This window comes from Streptomyces zaehneri, assembly GCF_032248645.1.
GTDB classification, from domain to species: Bacteria; Actinomycetota; Actinomycetes; order Streptomycetales; family Streptomycetaceae; genus Streptomyces; species Streptomyces coriariae.
The window spans coordinates 486,953-509,173 of the sequence record NZ_JASTTJ010000002.1; the positions used below are offsets into that span (position 1 = coordinate 486,953).

Below are 22,221 nucleotides of genomic sequence, written 5' to 3' on the forward strand. Positions count from 1 at the left end.
TTGTACGCGTACGATAACTGTATCGAGGGCGGCAGCCCTTGTCACCCCGAGGTGCGGAGCAGGTCGGCCGCCGTCACCTGGGAGCCCGGTCTGGGACCGGCCTCCTGCGGAAAACCGAGGGCCCCGGTCAGCTCCTGCCAGGCCTGAGCCACCGTCAGATGCCGTTGGGCGCCGCGCAGCGGATCGGCGCCCTCGGCGATCCGCCCCGCCAGCTCGTCCAGGGCGTGCAGCACACCGTCCGGCCACACCTCCTCCAGCACCGCCTTCCAGGGGGGCGCCTCGACGGGCCCGAGCACCTCGGCACTGGCGCCCGGACCGGGCCGGAACCTGCCCACCGCGTCCGGCGCGGTGCGCGGCACGGGGCTCCAGACCACGGGGCCATGGGTGTTGACCAGCGTCAGGTTCCCGGCGTCCGTGCCGACGGTGACGCGGTGCAGGAAGAGGCTGGTGCTGTCGTCACCGGGCTCCATCCGGTTCTCCACCCGCAGGGTCAGCGGAACTCCGGCGACGGTGGCGTCCACGGACCTGAGGGGACGGCCGTCGGCCGCGGCGGGCGGGGTCAGCGACCAGGGGCGCACCCCGCCGAAGATCTCGCCGAGGATGTCGAGCAGGTCGAAGGAGACCTGGACGGCGCACATCGCGTCCACGAAGACCGGCGTCCGCAGCTCCACGAGCCGCCGGGCCGCGGCGACGAAGCGCCGTACGGGCTCGACGTGCGGGTAGAAGGTGTTCAACAGGTACTGCGTCCCGGTGCCGCGTGCGGTGCGCAGACAGTCCGCCAACTCGGCCGGATGTACCGGGTGTTCCTGGAGCACGTGCACCCCGCGCTCCAACAACTGCCGGGCCAGCACGGCGCCCTGGCCGCCGCCGACGCCGCTGGAGACCACCACGCAGGCGGCGTCCACGTCCCCGGGGAGCTGGTCGACCGAGGGGTACAGCGGGACGCCGTACTCCTCGGCGAGCGCCACCGACCGGGCGCCGCCGCGGGCCACGATGCCGGCCAGGCGGTAGCGCTCCGGGCAGCGACGCAGCGCCGACAGGTACACCTGCCCGAAGCGGGTGCCGCACACCGCGACGCTCAGCGGGGCGGTCGGCGGGGCGGTCGGCGGGGCGTGCTCCGGCCCGCTCATCGTCCCGCTCCCGACCGCACGGTCAGCGCCGCGGCGGTCCGCGCCACGTGCGGCGGCTGTACGCAGCTGAAGTGGTCGCCCGGCACGTCGACGACCGTGAGTTCGCCCAGGCACAGCTCCCGCCAGAAGCGCGTCATGTCGTCCTGGAAGCCGGGGATGAAGTGCGTGGGTTCCAGCGGGCGCAGGAAGGTGATGTCGCCCGCGTAGGGAAGCGGGTCGTAGTGCGTGACCGCCTCCACGGTGTGCTCGAAGACCCGGTGCAGCGCGGCCACCTGGCCGACGTCGCCCAGGCCCGCCTCGGTGGCGGCCAGTTCCCGGTGCAGGGCCTCTCGGCGCTCCTCACGGGGGCGTTCGCCCAACAGCCGGAAACGGTTCGCAACGGCTTTCAGCCGCTCGTCCCCGCCGAGCCGCGCGAAGACCCCGGGTTCGAGAGCTTTCGGGGAGCGGGCCAGCGCCGCGGCGAGCGCCCGCCCCATGTCGCCCTCGGCGGCGGGCCAGCCGAGCGCCTCCAGGTCCCCGCCCATGACACGGGCGAAGGCGTAGTCGACCATCAGCTCGTCGTCCAGCCGGTACGGGATGCGGTAGCTGGAGACCACGGTCAGTCCCCGCACCACGGCCCCGCCCTCGCCGAGCGCGCGGGCCAGTTCGGCGGCGATCAGCCCGCCGGAGCAGTAGCCCACCACCTCGACCTCGCGGTGCCCGGCGGCGAGCACCTCGCGGGCGTACCGGGCGGCGAGGTCCTCGACGAGCCGGTGTGGGGCGAGTTCGAGGTAGCCGTCGCTGTCGGGCACGGCGAGCCCCACCAGAGGGCCGTCGGCGGTGAGTTCCTTGATCAGCGGGCGGTACGGCGCGAGGGTGCCCAGCCCCTCGTGCACCAGCAACCGCAGCGGACCGGTCCCGCCGCCGCCCAGGCCGACCAGCGCGGACCCCCGGTCGGCGGGCGCGGCGGTCCGGCCGTCCGTCCCGGTTCCGGGGTCCGCCGGGGCCGTGAGCCGGCCGGCCAGGCCGGCGACCGTCGGGGTGTGCAGCAGCGTGCGCAACAGGACGTCGAAGGAGACGTCCGCCGCCTCGGGCACGCACTCGCGCACCCGCCCCACCAGGCGCGCCGCGACCAGCGAGTCACCGCCCGCGTCGAAGAACCCCTTCTCGCGGTCGGGGAGTTCGCCGCCGAGCAGTTCCGCCCACAGTTCGGCCACGCGCCGTTCCACACCGGGGCGCGGCGGCTCGGCCGTGGAGTCGGCGGCGCGTTCGCCACGCCGCGGCACCCAGCCGAGCAACCGTTTGCGGTCGACCTTTCCGTTGGAGGTCAGCGGCAGCGCGTCCACCACCTGGATGTGCGCGGGAACCATGTGGGCGGGCAGCCGCGCGGCCACCCACCGGCCGACGTCTTCGGCGTCCAGTTCGGCGCGGTCCTGTTTGAAGGACGCGGCGAAGACGCCCTGCCCGAGCGCGGCGAAGGGGTCGTCCGGACCCGGCAGGCTCAGCACGTCCACGGCGCCCGCCTCGGTGAGGAGCCGGCGCCACTGCTCCTCGTGGACGAACAGGTTCGCCCGCTCGCGGCGCAGGTCCTGCGGCTCCTCCATCATGAACGCCTGGGTGGCCGTGATCTCCGGGTGTTCCCTGGTCATCTCCAGCAGGCAGAGCCAGCCGCGGGGGGCGAGCAGCGTCCGCAGCCGGTCGACGACCTGTGCGGTGTCGCGGGCGTTGTTGAGCGCTCCCGCGCTCAGGACGACGTCGAAGGAGTTGGGCAGCAGGCCCTGTGACCGCGGGTCCCGGTTCATGTCGAACAGGCCGAAGCGCGTCCCGGGCCGCGCGCCGAACCGCTGCCGCGCGTCGGCGAGGAAGTACTCCGAGACGTCGGTGAACAGGTAGTCCACCGGCCGGTCGCCCAGGGCGTCCAGGACGGGCCCGGTGGCCGCGCCGATGCCGCCGCCGACCTCCAGCACCCGCAGCGGACGGTCCTGCACGCCGCTCGCCGCGCCGGCGACGGCCGCCCCGAGCGTCGCGAGCAGGCGCCGCGCCGCCAGGTTGTCGGCGTACCAGGCGCGCGCGGCCTCCTGGCTGCCACCGGGGAAGAACAGCCGTACGGCTTCCTCCTCGCCGCGCAGCAGGGCGGGCAGGATGTCGGCGTGGGCGCGGAAGTAGGCGAGCAGCGGGGACGGGCAGATCTCGGCGGGGGCGTGCGCTGCGAGGTCGGCCCAGGCGTGGTCGACCTCGGTGCGGTGGGGGGCGCCACGTCCGAGCCAGGTGCCCTCGCCGGGCTCGGCACGGACGAGCCCGGCCCGCTCCAGGGCGTGCAGCCAGCGGCGCAGCAGCCCGTGGTGCCGTTCGTCGATCCGCAGCCGGCGGATCAGTTCCTCCTCCGTGCGGACCTCCTGACCGGCGAAGAGCCCGGAGGGGGCCAGCGCGTCGGCCATGGAGAGCAGGAAGGCACGGTCCAGGCGGTCCACGTACGCGGCGACCTGCCCGGCGTCGGGTATGCCGTCCTCGGGCGGTACGGTGCTCACGGCGGCGGCCCCCGACGCGACGGCACGAACCACCGACAAGTCGGGCGCATCGGCGGCGACCCGCCCCGCGTCAGGAACGCCGTCCTCAGGCCGTACGGCGCTCGCGGCGGCGGCCCCGGCCGCGACGGCGCGGGCCACCGAGGAGTCGGGCGGGTCCGTGCGGACCGCCGGTTCCACGAAGGCGACGAGTGAGCGCTCCAGCGCCTCGGTGCCCTCCACCAGGACGGCGCTGGAGCCGACCGCCGGGTGCTCGCCGAGGACCGCGTCGATCTCTCCCAGCTCGACGCGGTGCCCCCGGATCTTGACCTGCTGGTCGGCGCGGCCGAGGAACTCGATCTCGCCGTTCGGGAGATAGCGGCCGAGGTCACCCGTGCGGTAGAGGCGTTCCCCGGTCTCCGGGTGCCGCGGGAAGCGTTCGGCGGTGCGCTCGGGGTCGCCCAGGTAGCCCTCCGCCAGCCCGACGCCGGTGATGTACAGCTCGCCGACGGCCAGGTCGGGGCGGTCGCGCAGGGCGCTGTCGAGAACCCGGAAGCCCTGGTTGGCGAGCGGGGTGCCGTAGGGGACGCTGCGCCAGTGCGGCTCCACGCGGCGGATGCGGTGGTGGATCGACCAGATCGCCGCCTCGGTCGCTCCGCCGAGGCTGACCAGTTCGGCGCCGGGCAGGTGGCGTCCCGCGTGGGCGGGCAGGGCCAGCGGGATCCAGTCGCCCGACAGCAGGGCGAGCCGCAGCCGGTTCGGTTCGCGGGGTTCGGCGTCGAGGTAGTGGGCGAGCATCTGGAGCTGGGCGGGCACCGAGTTCCACAGCGTGATCCCGTGGCGCTCCATCAGGTCCGCCCAGTGGGAGGGGTCGCCGCGCCGGGCGGGGTCGGGCAGCACCAGGGCCGCACCGAGCGCCGTCGGCCCGAACAGGTCGTACACGGACAGGTCGAAGCCGAGCGCGGCGAGCCCGAGGACGCGGTCCGTGTCCCCCACGGCGAAGCGCTGGTTGATGTCGTGCACGGTGTTGGCGGCGGCCCGGTGGCTGATCATCACGCCCTTGGGCTCACCGGTCGAGCCCGAGGTGTGGATCACGTAGGCGAGGTCGCCGGGCGCCGCGAGTCGCTGGTCGGGGACCTCTGCCAGCGGGAGCGGCTCGGCGGCGGACACGTCGACCGGGCGGCAGCCGTCCGGCAGTGTCCGGGCCAGGGCGGCGTCCGAGACGACCGCGTACCGCGCCTGGCAGCCGGTGAGGATGCGGTCGCGGCGCACCTGGGGCTGCGCGATGTCCACCGGCACGTACACGCCGCCCGCGAGCAGGGCGCCCAGGACGCCGACGATTTGGTCCCTTCCCTTGTCCATGAGGACGGCGACGAAGTCTCCGGGACCGCAGCCCGCGGCCCGCAGCTCCCCGGCCACCCGGGCGGCCCGCCCGAGCCACTCCCCGTACGTCGTCGCACCGGTGGCGTCGATGACCGCGGTCCTGCCGGGGAACCGTCGGGCGTACGCCACCAGCGGCTCGTGCAGCAGGCCGCCGGGCTCCGGGGCCGCCGTGGCGTTGACGGCGTCCCGGCGGGCCCGCTGCCGTGCGGGCAGGCCCGACGGACCGGCCGCGCTCCAGGGGGCGTCCTGTTCCGCAAGCCGGCGCAGCAGGTCCGCGAACGCGGCGAACATGTCGTCCACCAGGCCCTCGGGGAACACGCCTTGCCGGATGTCCCAGTTGACCTCCAGGCCACCGAACTGGTCGGTCGCCTGGCAGTCGATCCACACCTGCGGGGTCTGGCTGATCCCGTACACCGGTCGGAGCCGCTCGGCCCCGTCGCCGAGGGCCCGGCCCACGACGCCGATGGCGCCGGTGAACACCACGGGCATCAGGGCGGCTTCGCGTCCCCGGCGCCGGGCGAGTTCGCGCAGCACCTCGACCCCGCCGCACAGCCGGTGGTCGAGGTCCTCGAACAGTCGCTCGCCGAGGCCGCGGGCCCGGTCGGCGAACGCGGCCCGCTCCGACTGGTCGACCGCGAGCAGACTCACCGAGGTGAAGTCGCCGAGCAGCCGGTCCACATGGGGGTGGAGCGGCATCCTGTTGAGGACGGTGAGGCCGACGGTGAACCGGTCGGTGGCGCTCCAGCGGCCGAGCGTCTCGGCGTACGCGGCGAGCACGGCGTTGGCCGCGGTGATGCCGTGGGCGGCGGCCCGGGTCTTCAGCGCCCGCCAGGTGTCCTCGGTCAGCGAGGCGGCCAGACGGCGGAACCGGGGCGGCGCGTCGGCCGGTGTGTGACCGTCGGCCAGCGGAAGAGCCGGTGCGGCGGGCAGGTCGTCGACCCGGTTCCACCAGTAGGAGCGGTCGCGTGCGTAGCGCTCGGTGTCGCGCAGCCGGCGTTCCGCGGCGACGTAGTCGCGGAAGGTGGCGTCGACGGGCGGCAACGGGCAGCCGGGACGCTCGTAGCGGCGGTCGAGTTCGGTGAGCAGGAGCTGGATGCTGATCCAGTCCAGCACCATGAAGTCCATCGACAGGTGCAGCAGGCAGTGGTCCTCGAGCCGCGTCAACCGCAGTTCGTGCATGGGGCGTTCGCCCGCCGGATGCACCCGGTGGGACAGCTCCTCGCGAACGGCGGCCGCCGCCTCGGTCGCGGCTTCGGCACCGGTTTGCCGCAGGTCGGCGACCTGGATGCGGGTGTCGGCGAGTACGGGGGCGATGCGCTGGGTGCCGTCCTGCGCGATGACCGAGCGCAGCATGTCGTGGCGCTCGACCAGGCTGTCCCAGGCCTGTTGCAGCCGCTCCGGGTCGAGGTCGGCGGGGCGCCGGAACTCCAGGTAGATGTGGCAGGAGACGCCGCCGTAGTCGAAGGCCTCGTCCCGGCCCAGCAGATACGCGGACTGGATGTCCGTCAGCGGGAAGGGCTCGTGGCGGCTGCCCGGCTCGGCGGTCCAGCCGGTTCCGGGGGCAGCCGGGCCGTCGGTCTCGGCCCCGGTGGGCGGGGTCTGATCGGGCAGTGCGGACAGGAGTTGCTCCTTGCGGCCGCGCAGGGCCGCGAGGCGCTCGTCCGTCATGGCGCCGCGCGGGGCACGGAAGCGCAGCTGCCGCCCCTCCCGCCAGACCCGGATCCCGGCCCGCTCGAACTCGCTGATCAGCTCGCCGACGGTCACAGCACACCTTCCTCGTAGTCACCGGCCGGGCTCTGGTCCCCCGGCGTCATGTCCTGGGCTTCGGGGAGCAGCCCCTCGATCAGCGCGCTCAGAGCGGCCACGGTCGGCGCCCGCATCACGTCGCGCATGGGCAGTTCGACGCCGAGGGCCCGGTGGACCTCGGTCACCAGCCGGGTGGCGAGGAGGCTGTCGCCGCCGAGCACGAAGAAGTTCTCGTCGCGGCCCACCGAGGCGACGCCGAGCAGCTTCGCCCACAGCCCGGCGACGGACTGCTCCGTGGCTCCCCGGGGCGGCTCGGTGGACTCCCTCGGCGAGACGGCCAGGGAGGCGAGCATGTTCTGTACGGCGCGCCGGTCGACCTTGCCGTTGGCGCTGAGCGGCAGGGCGGGCAGTGCCGCGAAGTGTCCCGGGACCATGTGCGCGGGCACCCGGTCGGCCAGCCAGCGGCGGAGTTCGTCCTGGCCGGGGGCGTCGGCTCCGGCGGGCCGGCGTGCCGTCACGAGGACTTCGCCGGTGGCCTCCGTGCGCTCCACGCGCGCGTGGACCAGCCCGGCGGCGGCGCACGCTCGCGCCCACCGCGGCCCGGAGTGCAGCCAGTTCGCGCCCGGTTCGCCCGGCCGGAGCCGGCCGGCCTCCGCCTCCAGCGGCAGGGCGATGAGCAGCGCCAGCGGGGTGAGGCGGGTGCGTTCCAGGATGTGGAGCCGGCCTCCGGGCCTGAGCAGCAGCGCCATGGTGGCGGCGGCGGTCTCGGGGTCCGGCATCCGGTGCAGGACGTTGGCGGCCACCACGACGTCGTAGGTGTGCAGGTGCGCGGCCGACAGGGCGAGGCCGCCTTGGTGGACGGTGCGCACTCGGTGCCCGGAGTCCGCGAGCCGGGCGTCGGCCGCCGCCAGGAGGGTGGGGGACGAGCCGAACAGCGTGTAGTCGACGGATCCGGGTTCGAGATCGGCGAGCAGCCGTGCGGCACCGAGCCCGCTCGCCGCGTCCCAGTCCGCGACGGTCGGCGGCAGGGCCGCGGTGTCTGTGGCTTCGGCGTTTGTGGCGCCGGCATCAGCGGCATCCGTGGCGGCTGCGGCGGCTTCGGTGGCCGTGGCGGCGGCGTCCGCGTCGGCAGCCGTCCGCAGGTCAGCGGCGATGGTGGCGAGGCAGTTCCTGGTGCCTGGCATGGCGTCGGCCAGGCCCTCCGGCGACAGCACGGGGTCGTCCAGGAGCACGGAGGCGTGGGCCTCGCCGGTCAGGACGGCGGCCAGCATCGGCGCCGCCCAGGCAAGCGCGTTCGCCACCGGCTCCAGGTGGGTGCCGGCCGCCTGCTTCCGCAGCTCGTCGAACCGCTCCGGGGCGCGCACCTGCGCCCATCGGGTGCCCGGCCGAACCGCGTCGCCGTCGCGTCGTACGACCTCGCGCCGGGCGAGCTGGTCGAGCCAGGCGTCCAGGACCGGGCGCTGCTCCTCACGCACCGGCAAGGTGCCGGCGGGCGCCACCAGCGGGGCGACCAGTTCGGCCAACACCGCCTCGACGAGCTGTAGTTCGAGCAGATCGCCGTCGGCCATCGGCCGCTGCGCCGGGCCGGCGTCCGCGGCGGCGGTCTCCTGGCCGTGCCCCGGGGTGCGCTCCACGACGGCGGCGATGAGTTCGCGGCGGCGGTCGCCGGCGGTGACGACGACGGCCGAGGAGACCTCGGGGTGGGACTGGAGGGCGGCTTCGATCTCGCCGAGTTCGACGCGGAAGCCGTTGATCTTCACCTGGTGGTCGAGCCGGCCCAGGAACTCCAGGTTCCCGTCCGGCCAGTAGCGGCCGAGGTCGCCGGTGCGGTACCAGCGCTCCCCCGCCACGACCGGGAAACGCTCCGCCGTCAGGTCCGGCTCCCCCCGGTATCCGAGGGCCACGCCGTCGCCGCCGATCCACAGCTCGCCCGGCACCCAGTCGGGGCAGTCGCGGCCCCGGCCGTCGACGACCCGGAACCTCTGGTTGCGCAGCGGCTTTCCGTAAGGGACGGACACCCACTGCGCGGGTACCTCGGTGATCTCGTACGCGTTGGACCAGATCGCGGCTTCGGTGGCGCCGCCGAGCCCGACGGGCCGACATCGCCCGTACGTCGAGGCGGCCAGCCGTCCGGGCAGGTCCAGGCCGATCCAGTCGCCGGACAGCAGGGCCAGGCGCAGCGAGGCGGGCAGCGGGGTCCCGTCCGCCGCGGTGAGGAGCATGTCGAGCAGCGCGGGAACGCTGTTCCACACGGTCACCCCGTGCCGGGCGCACAGGGTCAGCCACTGGTTCGCGTCCCGCCGGTCGGACTCGTCCACGAGGACCAGGGCGCCGCCCTCGGCCAACGGTCCGAAGATGTCCCACACCGAGAGGTCGAAGTCCAGCGCGGAGACGGCCAGCACCCGGTCCCCCGCCCCGATGCCGAACCGCTCGTCGATGTCCTCGACGGTGTTGACCGCGGCCCGGTGGCTCACCTCGACGCCCTTGGGCGTGCCGGTGGAACCGGAGGTGAAGATGACGTACGCGGTGTCGTCCGGCGCGGTCGGCACGGGGGCGTCCAGCGGCTCCCCGGTCAGCGCCTCGGCGATGGCGAGCACCTCGGTGGCCGAGTCCGGCGGCTGCGGGAGTCCGGCGCCGTCCAGGACGAGCCGGGCGCCGCTGAGTTCCAGGATGCGGGCGCGGCGCGCGGCGGGCTGGTCGACGCCGACGGGTACGTAGGCGGCGCCCGCGGCGAGGACGCCGAGGACCGCGGCGATCTGATCCGGGCCCTTGGGTGCCGAGACCACCACGGACGTGCCGGGTCCGACGCCCCGCCGGACGAGGCTGCCCGCGATACGCAGGGCCCGCCCGGCCAGTTCGCCGTGGGTGAGCCGTCCGCTGTCGTGCCACAGCAGCGCGGGCTCGGCCGCCCGCTGCGGGGCGTGCGCGAAGAAGGCCGTGTGGAGCAGGTGTCCGCTGTGCGCGCGGGTCGCGGAGTTCACCTCGTCTCGGCGGCGGCGCTGCGCGACGGGCAGGGGGAGGTTCGCGTCGGTGTGCTCGTCGCTCGCGGCGAGATCGCGCAGCAGCGCCGTGTACGCGGCCATCATGGCGGCCGGCATCCCCGCGGGGAACAGGTCGTCCACCGTGTCCCAGGCGAGCAGCAGCCCCCCGTGCCGGGTGGCGTAGACCTGGTGGTCGAGCCAGACCTGCGGGGTCTGGGAGAGCATCCAGGACAACTCCCCGAAACGCTCGGCGAAGGCGTCGGGGACCAGGGGTGCGTCGAGGTTGCAGGCGAAGACGACCGGTGCGCTGCGCGGCGCGTCCGCGTCGGCGCGGACGAAGTCGCGCAGCACGTCCACACCGGTGTACGCGGCGTGCGCCACGTCCTCGTGCAGTTGCCGCTGCACAGCGCGGGCGCGCTCGGCGAAGTCGTCCCCGCGGAGCAGGTCGATCTCCAGCAGCACGAGGCTCGTGAAGTCGGCGACTATGCGCCCGATCTGCGCATGCGCCTCCAGATCGCGGTCGAAGAGGGGCAGGTTGAGCAGGAACCGGTCCTCACCGCTCCAGCGGGCGAGGACCTCGGCGAAGGCCGTGGCCAGCAGGACGGCGGGGGTGACACCGGCTCGGGCGGCCCGCTGCCGCAGGGCGCTCCACTCCTCGGCGGCCAACTCGTGGGTCCGCCGTACGAAGCGGGGGACCGGGACGTCCGCGGGCTCGGTCGCCAGCGGCAGTCGCGGGCCGCCGGGCAGCTCCGGCAGCCGCCGCTGCCAGTAGGCGCGCGCCGTCTCGCGCGCGGTCTGCCTGCTCTCGACCCGTTCGGCCAGGTGCTGCTGAAACGTGTAGGTCAACTCGGGCACCGACGAGGGGTCGTCGTACAGCGCGGCCAGGTCCGCCAGGAGCAGCCGGATGCTGTGCACATCGGCGACGAGCAGGTCGACGTTGAGGTGGAGCCGGTGGCCGGCGCCCGGCAGCCGGCTCAGCTGCAGGTCCAGGACCTCGCCGGCGCCCACGTCCAGGCGGCGGTGCGAGAGTCGGCCGCGCAGCTCCTCCAGCGTACGGGAGGCCGTCTCCTCGGACTGGTCGCTGAAGTCGTGCACGGTCAGTCCGGGCCAGGGGGACCGGGGCAGCACACGCTGCGTCGCGTCGGCCTCGAACCTGGCCCGCAGCATGGGGTGCAGATCCAGCAGGGCGCGTACGGCGCTCTCCAGGCGAGAGGGGTCGACCTCCTGGGCGTCGATCTCCAGGTAGGCGTGGCATCCGACCCCACCCAAGGCCTGGTCGTCGCCACGCCCGATCCAGTACGCCTGTTGCACCGCGGTGAGCGGAAAGGTTCCTCTTTCGTCGACGGGGACACCCGGGGCGGGGCTCCGGGCCCCGTCCGTCGCGGGTATCGGCCCGGCCGCGCTCTTCAGCAGCTCGTACCACGCCACCAGACGGGGATCTGCGGACAGCGATCTGAAGTCGATCCGGGCGCCCGCGCGGTTGAGCCGGTTGGTGAGGAACATCAACTGCATCGACTGCAGGCCGAGTTCGAAGAGGTTGGCGTCGTCGTCCTCGGGGCGCAGTGCCATGTCCAGCAGTCGGGAGACCTCCTGTCGCAAAGTCTCCGGTTCCCATGCGGGAGCTGCCGTGCTCACGGCCCCGGCCTGGGGCGACACAAACTCCTGTGACATCCGTTAACTCCGGTTCGTTGGTCTCGTGCGAGCCGCTCTGCGCGCCTCCCCCGGTGACGGGCCGGCTCAGGAGCGGCCGGAAGCCCGGCTCAGCCTCACAGGTGCGACTGGCCAGAATCTGGATGCTTTCTGGGAGCACGCAGAGAAGCGGCGCCGCTCAGGAAGCGGCGCCGCCCACGGTGAAGAACGTGCAGGAAGAGGAATGCTCGGCTCAACCGGTGCGGGAGCTTCAGACCCGGTCCAGTGGCCGGTGCGGCCCTTCCGGGAGTTCCACCTCGATGACGTCGCCGGGGCGCACCACACCGCCCTTCGTGACGACGCTCATGATGCCGACCCTGCGCACGATGTTCCCGGCCTCGTCGCGGCCGACGACCTGCTTCAGCAGGCCGTCCTGGAAGTCGTCGATCTGCCGGCAGGGGTTGCGCAGGCCGGTCACCTCCAGCAGCGTGTCGCCGCCGACCCGCAGGACCGTGCCGACCGGGAGGGCGAGCAGGTCGATTCCGCGCGTGGTGATGTTCTCGCCGAGTTCACCGGGCGCCACCCGGAAGCCCGCCGCACCGAGTTCGGCGAAGACCTCCTCGGGCATGAGGTGGACCTGGCGCAGGTTCGGCTGCGTGGGATCCTGCTCCACCCGCGCCCGGTGCCTGACCGTCACACCGGCATGGGCGTCCCCCTCCACGCCGAGCCCGGCGAGCAGGGTGATCCTCTCCCGGTTCGGTTTGCCGAACGTGTGTTCGCCGTTACTGCTGACCGCCGTCACTGTCCCGCTCATGTGTCGGCACCCCCTCTGCGCGTTCCCGTGCCCTCGCGGCACGCGGCTTTCGCCGACTCCACGGTGCTGCGGGCCAGGGCGACGGCGTCGTACAGGAGATCGGTACGGGTGGCGTCGCCGTCGGTGGCGTCCTGCCGGGCGCGCAGCAGGGCGGCCGCGCAGGTCAGGGCATCGCTGGCGGCGCTGATCTCCGGCGGGATGCGCGGCAGACGCGGGGCGCGCAGCTCCCGGGCCAGCTCTTCCAGATGGTGCACGACAGTCGTGAGGTCCGCGGTCGCCTCATGGACGGCACTCACAGATGAGCTCCCTTCACCTTCCCCGGCCGGGGAACCACATAGGTCAGGCGGGCGGGTTTGTCTTCGTGACGAGGTAGTTGCCGAGCACCACGTGGTCGATCTCGGTGCCCAGGAAGCAGTTCAGCGCGTCGGCCGGGGCGCACACGATGGGCTCGCCCGCAACGTTGAACGATGTGTTGATCAGGCACGGCACATCGGTCAGCGCGGTGAACCTGCGCAACAGCGACGCCAGCAGCGGTGTGTCCTCGTCGGTGATCGTCTGCACCCGGGAGGTGCCGTCCACGTGCGTCGCGCCCGGGATGACGTTGTGGTACTCCGGCCGCACCGGGAACACGAACGTCATGTACGGCGAGCGGCTCTTGCGGCCCATCTCGAAGATCTTCGGCGCGTCCGACTCGAGCACGAGCGGCGCGAAGGGCCGGAACGGCTCGCGATGCTTGACCCGGGTGTTGATGACGTCCTTGATGTCGGGGAACTTCGGGTTGGCCAGGATGCTGCGGTGGCCCAGGGCGCGGGGCCCGTGTTCGAGCCGGCCCTGGAACCAGCCGATGACGACCTTCTCGGTGAGCAGCTTCGCCACCTGGTCGATGATCTCGTCCTCGGCCAGCCGGGTCCAGTGCACCCGGTCGCCGAACTCGTGCAGGGTCGACTCGATGGTGGCGTCGTCGTACTCCGGGCCGAGGTACGGGGTGACCAAGTTCGCGTACTTCACCTCCGTGACGGTGTCCGGGTGGTTGGCCCAGGCGTGGACGGCTGCACCGATGACGACACCGGTGTCGCTCGCGCCGAAGCTCACCGCCATGTCCTCGAAGCGTGAACCCTCCAGCAGCTTGGTGTTGTTCACGCAGTTCAGCGCCAGGCCGCCCTCGAACAGCAAGTGGTCGAGGTCGGTCCTGTCCTCCAGCGCGCGGAGCTGGTGGCTCGTGACGGCCGTGAGCATTTCCTGCGCGGCGGCGGCCAGAGTGGCCTTGTACTCGACGGTGTCCTCGAGCGGCCCGAAGTACTTCTCGAAGAGATCGTCGAAGCAGCGGCCGTTCTCGGGGTCGTGCGGCCGGCAGAGGGTGTAGCGACCGCCATCGTGCAGCTGGACGATGTGGTCGAGGAACGGATTCGGCGAGGGCGGCTCGGCAAAACCGGAAAGGCCCATGACCTTGTATTCGTCATTGTTGGGCACGAATCCCAGGAATCGCGTGATCGAGGCGAAGAGATTGCCGAGCGAGTCGTTCGCGCTGATGATCGACTCTTCGAAGACCTTGATCCGGCCGTCGCGAATCTCGCCGGTCAGCGAGGAGAACAGTTCGGCCCGTCCGTCGCTGATGAGGAATGCTGCGTCCTTCATTCCCGCCATGTAGTAACCGGTCATCGCGTGGGCGAGGTGGTGCTGTACGAACACCACCTTTTCCGGGTCGGGGGTGAATCCGGCGCGTGCGGCGAAGTCAGCGAGGATCGCCTCGCGCCCGAGGACCTTGTCGAAGAGTTCACCGATACGGGACAGCCGGCCGGCCTTCTCAGCGGGCGGCAGCGGGGCGGACGCGAGGTCGACCATCATCGCGTCGAAGATCTCGGTGGTGAAGTTCCACGGAATCGCGATGAGGTCGATGTCGGAGAACTCGATGCCCGCCTGGTCCAGACACCACTTGACCGCGTGGAACGGGAAGTCGGAGGTCTTCTTCTCCCGGTTGAGCCGCTCCTCCTCGACGGCCGCGACCAGCTCTCCGTCCACCAGGAGCGCCGCGCCCGAGTCATGCCCGAGTACGTAGTGCTTCTCGGTGCCGACCGCACCGAATTGCTCGGCGAATATTTCTGCGCCCCGCGTGAACCCGTTGCAACCCAGAACAATCATGAAAGAATCCTTCTCTGTTGCGCTGCGTCGCGCGCACCGCCCGCACCTGTGAAAACCAGCGAATTCGCCGCCAGGCTACTGGCGCAGATCAGCCCCCAGCAATATGCAATTCGCACCACCCCGAATGCGTTTTTCACATCCCCGGGGATTTCAGACGACCGCCATGACCGATCGAGTACGGTAACCCGGTGAATTGGAGCGCCTTTCACGATCTCCGAGGAGGGGCTGCCATGCCCTTGGACCGCATACTCCGCAACCTGATCACCTGGCAACGCGCCGACGGCCCTCCGGTTCCGGTCCGTGCCGTGGGCGTCGAGCAGGCCCGGGAGCGCTATCTCGCGAACGCGGTGCTGCCCCGTCGGGCCGGCGCCGGCCCCCGCGCCGCCGTCACCGCCGTCGACCGGACGGTCGACACCGCGGACGGGGCGGCGTTCCGGTGCCGGGTCTACACGCCGGAGACGGACGAGGGCCGAGTGGTCACCTATCTGCACGGGGGCGGGTGGGCGCTGGGTGACGTCGACAGTCACGACCAGGCCTGCCGGATCGTGGCGGCATCGCTGGGCGCGGTCGTCGTCTCGGCCGACTACCGGCGGGCCCCGGAGTTCCCCTACCCCACCCCGCTGCTCGACGCGGTGGCCGCGGCCCGCTGGACGAGCCGCCGTTTCCCCGGCCGCGACCATGTGCTCGCCGGTGACAGCGCGGGCGCCAGCCTGGCGATCGGCGTGGCGCTGGACGCGCGTGACACCGGCGACCTCGGGTTCGCCGCCCAGTTGCTGCTGTACCCGCCCGTCGACCCACGACTGCTGTTCGCCGCGGCCAGCGCGTACGCGGAGGGGTATCTGCTGACCGTCGACGACATGGCGTACCACTACGACCTGTACGTCCCCGACGCGCGGCGGCGCCGCGACCCCGCCGTCGACCTGCTCAACGCCGACCTGCGGAACCTGCCGCCCGCGGTGGTCGCCACGGCCGAGTTCGACCCGCTGCACGACGAGGGGGTCGAGCTGGCCGACAAGCTGGCCGTCACCGGCGTACCCGTCCGCCATGTTCCGGGGCCGGGTCTGGTGCACGGCTACTTCCTGATGCAGGACGTCGTTCCGGCGGCGGCCGCCTGCTCCGAGCGGGTCCTGAGGGAGCTGGACACGGTTCTGCGGTCGGCGCCCGGCACCGGCCGGGCCGCCTCCGCGCGGTACGCCGAGGCGGCCTCGGGGGACTGAGCGGGCGGTGGCGCCGAGCGGGAGATTCCCGGTCGGCGCCACCGGCCCGCCGTCCCGACGGGTCACCGCCCGGACCGCCCCGGGTTCCTGGACCGCAGCGCGTGTGTCACCCGCGGCTCGTGGTCGGCGTACAGCGCGTTCAGTTCACCGTTCAGGAACAGCCGTCGCATCTCCACGCGCCGGATCTTGCCGCTGGTGGTGCGCCGGACCCCGCCGCGCCGTAACAGGGCGACGCCGCCGAGGGCGACCCCGAACTCACGGTCCACCGTCTGCCTGATCCCGTCGGCCAGCAGCCGCAGTCGGTCCTCGGCCGGGCGCCCGTGGACCTCGTGCGTCACGACGAGCGTCTCCTCGGCGCCGACTTCGGCCGTCGGCACCGTGAACACGGCTCCGGCGGCGGCGAGTTCGGGGTGGTGCGCCCGCAACTCCCGTTCGACGTCCTGCGGGTAGAGGTGGTGCCCGTGCACGGTCAGCAGCTCCTGGAGCCGGCCGGTCACATACAGCTCGCCGTCGTGCACGGTCCCGAGGTCGCCGGTACGCAGATATCCGTCCGGCGTGAAGGCCTGCTCCGTCGCGCAGGGGTTGTTCCAGTACTCTCCGGCGAGGCTGGGGCCGCGCAGCCATATCTCGCCGACGTCTCCGGTCGCCGTCTCCTCGCCGGTCCACGGATCGACGATCAGTACGTCGTGGTCGCGCGGGGTCCCACAGCTCACCAGGTCGACGCCGGACTCGGCGGGCACGAACCGGTGCTGCTTCAGCCGGTCGGCGTCGACCGTCGTCACCACCGCCTTGCGGTGTGCCTCGCCGGAGACGAAGACGGTCGCCTCCGCCATGCCGTAGCAGGGGCACAGCGCGTCGTCCCGGAGTCCCGCGGGGGCGAAGCGCTTGGCGAACGCGTCCAGTGTGGCGATGTCGACCCGCTCCGAGCCGTTGGAGGCTGTGCGCCATCGGGACAGGTCCAGTCCGGCCAGTTGCTCGTCGGTGATCCGTGCGCAGCACATCTCGTAGGCGAAGTTCGGGGCCGCGGAGCACTGGATGTCGTACCTGTCGATCAACCGCAGCCAGTTGTGGGGCCGTTGAAGGAAGGCGCTGGGGCGCATCAGCACGCAGGTGCCGCCGACCAGCAGCGCGGGCAGCAGCTGACCGAGCAGCCCCATGTCGTGGTAGTGCGGGATCCAGCCGCCCAGCCGCGACGCGGCCGTCAGCCCGAACGCGCGGCGCTGGCTGTCCACGTTGTGCAGCAGGTTGCCGTGGCTGACCATGACGCCCTTGGGCTCGCCGGTCGAGCCGGAGGTGTACTGGAGCATCGCGAGGGTCCGGTGGTCCACTTCCTCCGGTGTCCAGGCGCCGGGGTCCGGCAGGTCGCCGCCGTCCGTGGCCAGCAACCGGGTTCCGGTGAGCTTCTCGGCCTCGGCCCAGGCCCGGACGGCGGGCAGGTTCTCCGTGTCGGTCAGGATCACGGAGGCCGCCGCGTCCCTGGCGATGCCGCTCACCCTCGACTGCTCGTGCCGGTACCGGCCGGGCAGCGGTGCGGGTACGGCGGCCGTGCCGGCGTAGAGACAGCCGAGGTAGGCGGCGGCGAAGTCGAGTCCGGCCGGGTACAGCAGGAGCACCCGGGTGCCCACCGGGTAGCGGGCGCCCAGCCATGCGCCGATCCTGGTGGCCTCGGCGTCCAGTCGGGCGTACGACCAGTGGGTGGCGCCGTCGGCCCGCTCCACGTCGTCCACGTAGATCATCGCTGTGTGTTCCGGTGTCCTGAGCGCGTGCCCGCGCATCACCGCGGTGGCGCTGGTGGCGTGCGGCAAATCGACCATGGCCCTGGTTCCTCTTTCCAGCCGCGTGCACGGCCCGAGTCTCCCGACGGACCGCCGGTCTCGTCGGGGTTGGTTGGTGCGGTGGTCGGTGGTGCAGGCACGACGGCGCCCTCCGGGTCCGGAACGTGGTGCCCGGGCCCGGAGGCACGGCCGGTCACAGCCGTCAGGCGTCGGCGAGCCCGGCGAGTTCGGGCCGCACCACGAACAGCTCCCTTGCCTTGGCCCGCTGGAGCTTTCCGCTGGTCGTCTTGGGGATGCTCCGCTTGGGGACCAGGTGGATCCCGGCCGGGGTCACCCCGGTCCGGGAGCTGACCGCGGCCCGGACGGCTCGGCGCAGCGACGCGTGCTGTTCGGCGTCGAGTTCGGTCTCGACGATCAGATGGAGTTCCTCGGAGTCGGCGTTCTCGGGCCGGTGTCCGACCGCGATCACGGCGCCGAGGCGCACTCCGGGAACGGTCTCGGCGGCCTGTTCGAAGTCGGAGGGGAAATAATTGGCACCGCGGATGATGACCAGGTCCTTGGCGCGGCTGGTGATGCGCAGGCCGCCGTCGCGCAGGTAACCGATGTCACCGGTCTTCCACCAGTCCGGCGCGTGGACGGAGGCGGTGGACTCCTCCGGGAGGTCGAAGTATCCGGCCGTGCGTGAGGGGCTGCGGAACTGGACGTGACCGATCCGGTTCTCCCCCAGCGGGTGTCCGTGGTCGTCCACGATGCGCAGCTCCGCGCCGGCCACCGGCTCACCGCAGTCGACGACCTGCACCGCGCTCGCGCTCTGCGGGTCGACGTCGACCGCCCGCGCCCCGGTGACGGCGCTCTGCCGGTCGATGGAGTCGAACGTGAACGGCGCGCCCAGCCGTTTGGTGGTGATGACCAGCGTGGCCTCAGCCATGCCGTAGCCCGGTGTGAACGCGTCGGCGGGCAGGCCCCATCGGGCGAAGCGGCCGACGAAGCGCTGCACGGTGGCGGGCTGGATGGGTTCCGCCCCGCAGAACGCCATGCGCCAGCACGACAGATCCACGCCGTCGAGTTCCTCGTCGCGCACCCGGGAGGTGACGTAGCCGTAGGCGAAGTTCGGCGCGGCCGCCACGGCGCCGCGGTAGGTACTGATGTGCCGCAGCCACTCGGCAGGTGCGCGCAGGAATCGAGTGGGCGGCATGAGCACCGTGTTCCCGCCGACGTAGACGGGACAAAGGATCCCGGTGATCAGTCCCATGTCGTGGTAAAGCGGCGCCCAGCTGACGGTCGTGTCCGCGCGGCTCCACCCGACGGCGCCGGTGAGTTGCTCACAGTTGGCCGCCAGGTTGGCGTGCGAGATCATGACGCCCTTGGGCGTGCCCGTCGAACCGGAGGTGCACTGGATCAGCGCCAGATCGTCACCGCTCGGACGACGGATGGGATGTGTCGGCGCGTCGCTCGCGGTGGCGCGCGCGTGGAGCGCGGCGCCGTCGATCAAGTTGGTGCCGGCGAGTTCGGGGAGGGCCTCGATGACCGCTGCCGTCGTGACGATCGCGGCCGGCCGCAGGTATTCCACGAGTTCCTTCAGCTGGCCTTCGAACCCCGCGGCTCCACCGAAACGTATCGGTACGGCGATCGCCGTCGGCGTGGCTCCGAGCAGTTGGGTTCCGAAGAAGGCGGTGAGGAACTGCGCACCCGTAGGCAGACAGAGCAGCACCCGGTCGCCGTGGCCGACAGCGTGCTCGGCGAGGGCTGCCGCACACCGCGTGGCGTTCTCGACGAGGGCGTCGTAGCGCACCTTCTCCTCTCTGTCCGGTTCCGGGAGCAGCGTCACCGCCGACCCGTCGGAGCCACGTTCCGCCTCTGCCAACAATGCGTGCCACATGCTCGGGAAACGCGGGCCAGTCTCGGTCATCCGATGTTCTCCTCGAGAGCGCTGCTGAGCTGATCGACGGTCCACGGCCGTACCGAGATGTCGTCGGAGACGATGCGGGCGGGATGGAATCCGTGCCGCACGGCCAGGTCCCGGGCGGCCAGCACGCCTGCCGAGGTCAGGCCCCCGTAGGACGGGCTGGGCGTCGTGGGTTCGAAGCCGAGCAGGATCGTCTCGGCCAGGCAGGAGTAAAGGATTCCCGGCGGCAGCGTGATGCCGGGGAAGTGGGGCGTCTGCACGCCGGGGAGCTGAATGCGGCCGCCGGACACCAGCGTGACGTTCGGCAGGCCCGCCGCCGCCGGATGCACGTCACCGGGGACCGCGAGATCACAGACGAGGACCTTCCGGTCATCGGCGAGGTGGTGCGGCGAAATCACCGGGTCCGACGAGTTGGTGGCGCTGACCACGACCGGGCAGTCCCGCAGCGCATCGAGGTCGTCGGCGATCGAGACGTCCGTCACCTCGGTGAGCCCGTCGGCAACCGTGGCGAGCCGCCGCGCCGAGCCGGGCCGGCCGACCAACACCAGCGATGCGCAGTGCGGGGCGATGAGTTCGGCCATCACCGCACCGATGTTGCCGATACCGCCGACGAGTCCGACGCGGCGCTCCCCGACGCCGGACTCGGCCAGTCTGAGGCGCAGCAGGTCGTAGGCGCAGGCGGCGGTCAGTGAATTGCCGGACGTCACCCTGATGTCGTTCTCGACCACGTCCCGTGCCGCACCGGTGACGATCGAGGTGTGCCCCCCGAGGCCGACGACTTCGGCGCCGAGCGATACGGCCAACTCCACCGCGTCGAGCACCGTTCGGCGCAGCCAGGGCCCCTGCCCCGCCCGCAGCGCGGCATTGGCCTGGGCGGCGGTGAACGGCACCGCCACCATGACGACCTCGACGGTCCCCCGCGTCTCGGATGTGACGCGATGCCGGACGACCTCGAACGGGTCCAGCTCCCCCTGCATCCGGTCGAGCGCCGCCGCGCACTGTTCGTCCGACCAGTCCGCCAGTTCCGGCGCCATCGACCAGAGCGTGCTCGGGACATCCAGGTTGGCGAGAAACGCGACGCGGGGGACATCGACCGCGCCGGGCCGTGCCGGGCGGTCGCGGCGGGGCAGCGGAACATGCTGCCGCGGCTGCCACCCACCGCCCGCGGGTACGGTCAGATGCCCGATCAGCGTCGCGTAGTCACCGCGGGACAGCAGCCCGGCGACATCGTCGAACGCGGCGGCGACGCGGTCCACATCGGCCGGTTCGAGCAACGCCGACGGCTGGACGCGGACGGTCGTGGGGGCCGACAGCGTCGGAATGACCCTGATCCGGTGGGTGTGCAGCATGCGCCCCGCGATGAGATAGCCGAGCGACTCGGAGTCGAACACCTCGCGCAGCAGCCCCGATTCGGGACGCGGCAGGGAGAACTCGACGCCCAGGAGCAGTCCGCGCCCTCGAACTTCGGCGATGGCGTCCGGCCACCGCGCCGCGACCTGGGCGAGCCGGTCGCGCAGCAGCGTGCCCACCTCGACGATGCGGTCCCGGCAGGCGAGGGAGAGGTCCAGCGCGGCCGTGGCGATCCGCGAGGAGAAGTCGTCGTCGGCGAAGGTGGACGTGTGGTGGCGGCCGAACTCCGGTACGTAGCGGTCGTCGGCGACCAGCAGCGCCGAGACCTTGGCGAGCCCGCCGCCGAGGGACTTGGAGAACAGGTAGTAGTCGGCGACCACACCGGAGGGCTCGGAGGCGAGGAAGGTGCCCGTACGTCCCATGCCGCACTGGATCTCGTCGAAGACCAGCGCCGCTCCGTGCCGGTCCGCCAGGTCGCGCAGGGCGGCGAGCGTCTCGGCCGGCACCTCGTGCACGCCCGACTCACCCTGGACGGGTTCGGCGAAGCAGGCGGCCACCGGCGACAGATGGCGTACGGCGGAGTGCGGCACTCCGGCGGCGTCGAACGTGACCGAGTGGACCGGGACCCGCTCGGCGTCGCACGCGGTCACCACCTCGTCCGGCGTCCAGTCGTGCAACCGCCGGTGCTGCGGCCCCGGTACGTGCAGATCCTCGGGCACGTTGCCGCCGTGCGTGAGCGTGCCGGCGGCGGTCGTCTTGCCGTGGAAGGCGTCCCGCAGCGAGACGAAGACCGGGTCCCTGAGCCGCAGGCCGGCGATCCGGTCGAGCGCCTCGACCAGCACCTCGGCGCAGGGGCGCCCGGCCGCGGGGCCGCTCGCGCAGGGGACGTCCGCGACGTCGTCCCGCCGCACGCGCCGCAACGACCTCTCGAACTCCTCCTGGAGGGCGCCGAGCCGCCTGCGGTGCTCGACCGTCGCGTGCTTCACCGCGGCTTCCACCGCGTCCGCGCCGGTGCAGCCGAGGGTCACCACATAGCTCCCGCCGGTCGTGGCGCCGACCGTCTCCGACAGCCGCCTCGCCAGCTCGGCGGCTCCGGGCCGGATGCTGCCCTGGGCGTTGAACGGGAGCTGCTCGTCGAAGCACCGCCGGGCCACCTCGACCAGCGCCGGGTGGTTGTGCCCGAACAGCGAGGAGCCCGCACCGCCGACCAGGTCGAGTATCTGCTCCCCGGCCTCGGTTCCGTCGCCTCCGTCCGGCAGTTCACGGGTCAGGTGGTCGCCCCGGCCGCCCCGGTAGGTCACATCGAGGTGCAGTGCACGGAAGAGCCTGGCGAATTCCGGCCGGGCGTGCCGCGCGAAAGCGGAGTCGGCGTTCACGCGGCACTCTCTCCTTGCCCCGCCCGCACCGTCAGTGACGCGGTGACCTGGTCCACCACGTCACGCAGGGTCAGCATCGACGCGGCCTGCTCGTCCGAGATCGGCACCCCGAACCTGTTCTCCATCTCGACGACCAGATCGATGGAGCGGACGGAATCGAGGCCGTAGTCCACCAGCGGGACGTCGGGGTTCAGTTCAGGCACCTGGAGTCGGTTGCGGAACAGTCCATCGATGATCTCGAAGACATCGTGAGTCATTGCGTTATTTCCCCATTCGAGGCGAAATGTTGAGT

The 22,221-nt window shown here is 72.4% G+C and carries 11 protein-coding genes; 1 reads left to right on the top strand and 10 read right to left on the bottom strand.

The window, feature by feature from the left end:
• Window positions 1-41: 41 nt before the first annotated feature.
• The 6 genes from QQM72_RS04945 to QQM72_RS04970 all read right to left on the bottom strand — a co-directional run bounded on the left by QQM72_RS04945 (window position 42) and on the right by QQM72_RS04970 (window position 14,305).
• Window positions 42-1,130, bottom strand: a complete 1,089-nt coding sequence (locus QQM72_RS04945; protein ID WP_314219522.1) for a Gfo/Idh/MocA family oxidoreductase — start codon at window positions 1,128-1,130, stop codon at window positions 42-44.
• The gene (locus QQM72_RS04950) at window positions 1,127-6,760 is read right to left on the bottom strand and encodes a non-ribosomal peptide synthetase (RefSeq protein ID WP_314219523.1); all 5,634 of its coding nucleotides are present in this window, start codon (window positions 6,758-6,760) and stop codon (window positions 1,127-1,129) included. The genes QQM72_RS04945 and QQM72_RS04950 overlap by 4 nt, the downstream gene beginning before the upstream one ends.
• The gene (locus QQM72_RS04955) at window positions 6,757-11,322 is read right to left on the bottom strand and encodes a non-ribosomal peptide synthetase (RefSeq protein WP_314219524.1); all 4,566 of its coding nucleotides are present in this window, start codon (window positions 11,320-11,322) and stop codon (window positions 6,757-6,759) included. The genes QQM72_RS04950 and QQM72_RS04955 overlap by 4 nt, the downstream gene beginning before the upstream one ends.
• Window positions 11,323-11,623: 301 nt before the next feature.
• Window positions 11,624-12,166: an MOSC domain-containing protein gene (locus QQM72_RS04960; protein ID WP_314219525.1), complete on the bottom strand. Its 543-nt coding sequence runs from the start codon at window positions 12,164-12,166 to the stop codon at window positions 11,624-11,626.
• Window positions 12,163-12,462 (bottom strand): hypothetical protein, encoded by a 300-nt coding sequence (locus QQM72_RS04965; RefSeq protein ID WP_314219526.1) that lies wholly within the window; start codon window positions 12,460-12,462, stop codon window positions 12,163-12,165. Before QQM72_RS04965 ends, QQM72_RS04960 begins: the two co-directional genes overlap by 4 nt.
• A 43-nt stretch (window positions 12,463-12,505) precedes the next feature.
• Window positions 12,506-14,305: a carbamoyltransferase family protein gene (locus QQM72_RS04970; RefSeq protein ID WP_314219527.1), complete on the bottom strand. Its 1,800-nt coding sequence runs from the start codon at window positions 14,303-14,305 to the stop codon at window positions 12,506-12,508.
• 230 nt (window positions 14,306-14,535) lie between these two features.
• On the opposite strand from QQM72_RS04970, the gene QQM72_RS04975 reads away from it, so the two are divergent.
• On the top strand, window positions 14,536-15,522 hold the full coding sequence (locus QQM72_RS04975) for an alpha/beta hydrolase (RefSeq protein WP_314219528.1): 987 nt from the start codon (window positions 14,536-14,538) through the stop codon (window positions 15,520-15,522).
• Window positions 15,523-15,584: 62 nt separating this feature from the next.
• Here the strand turns inward: QQM72_RS04975 and QQM72_RS04980 are convergent, their stop codons facing one another.
• The 4 genes from QQM72_RS04980 to QQM72_RS04995 form a co-directional block, all read right to left on the bottom strand.
• Window positions 15,585-17,336 carry a fatty acyl-AMP ligase gene (locus QQM72_RS04980; RefSeq protein ID WP_314219529.1) on the bottom strand — a complete coding sequence of 584 codons (1,752 nt, stop codon included), beginning with the start codon at window positions 17,334-17,336 and terminating at the stop codon, window positions 15,585-15,587.
• A 163-nt stretch (window positions 17,337-17,499) separates the two neighbouring features.
• Window positions 17,500-19,206, bottom strand: coding sequence for a fatty acyl-AMP ligase (locus tag QQM72_RS04985; RefSeq protein WP_314219530.1), 1,707 nt, complete (start codon window positions 19,204-19,206; stop codon window positions 17,500-17,502).
• Window positions 19,203-21,929, bottom strand: coding sequence for an aminotransferase class III-fold pyridoxal phosphate-dependent enzyme (locus tag QQM72_RS04990; RefSeq protein WP_314219531.1), 2,727 nt, complete (start codon window positions 21,927-21,929; stop codon window positions 19,203-19,205). The genes QQM72_RS04985 and QQM72_RS04990 overlap by 4 nt, the downstream gene beginning before the upstream one ends.
• Window positions 21,926-22,186, bottom strand: coding sequence for an acyl carrier protein (locus tag QQM72_RS04995; RefSeq protein ID WP_314219532.1), 261 nt, complete (start codon window positions 22,184-22,186; stop codon window positions 21,926-21,928). Before QQM72_RS04995 ends, QQM72_RS04990 begins: the two co-directional genes overlap by 4 nt.
• Between the last annotated feature and the right edge of the window lie 35 nt (window positions 22,187-22,221).

Excerpts from the sequence above, each read along its gene's own strand:
- QQM72_RS04945 (WP_314219522.1), bottom strand. The coding sequence starts at position 1,130 with ATGAGCGGGCCGGAGCACGCCCCGCCGACCGCCCCGCCGACCGCCCCG.
- QQM72_RS04960 (WP_314219525.1), bottom strand. The coding sequence starts at position 12,166 with ATGAGCGGGACAGTGACGGCGGTCAGCAGTAACGGCGAACACACGTTC.
- QQM72_RS04995 (WP_314219532.1), bottom strand. The coding sequence starts at position 22,186 with ATGACTCACGATGTCTTCGAGATCATCGATGGACTGTTCCGCAACCGA.
- QQM72_RS04980 (WP_314219529.1), bottom strand. The coding sequence starts at position 17,336 with ATGGTCGATTTGCCGCACGCCACCAGCGCCACCGCGGTGATGCGCGGG.
- QQM72_RS04970 (WP_314219527.1), bottom strand. The coding sequence starts at position 14,305 with ATGATTGTTCTGGGTTGCAACGGGTTCACGCGGGGCGCAGAAATATTC.
- QQM72_RS04975 (WP_314219528.1), top strand. The coding sequence starts at position 14,536 with ATGCCCTTGGACCGCATACTCCGCAACCTGATCACCTGGCAACGCGCC.
- QQM72_RS04985 (WP_314219530.1), bottom strand. The coding sequence starts at position 19,206 with ATGACCGAGACTGGCCCGCGTTTCCCGAGCATGTGGCACGCATTGTTG.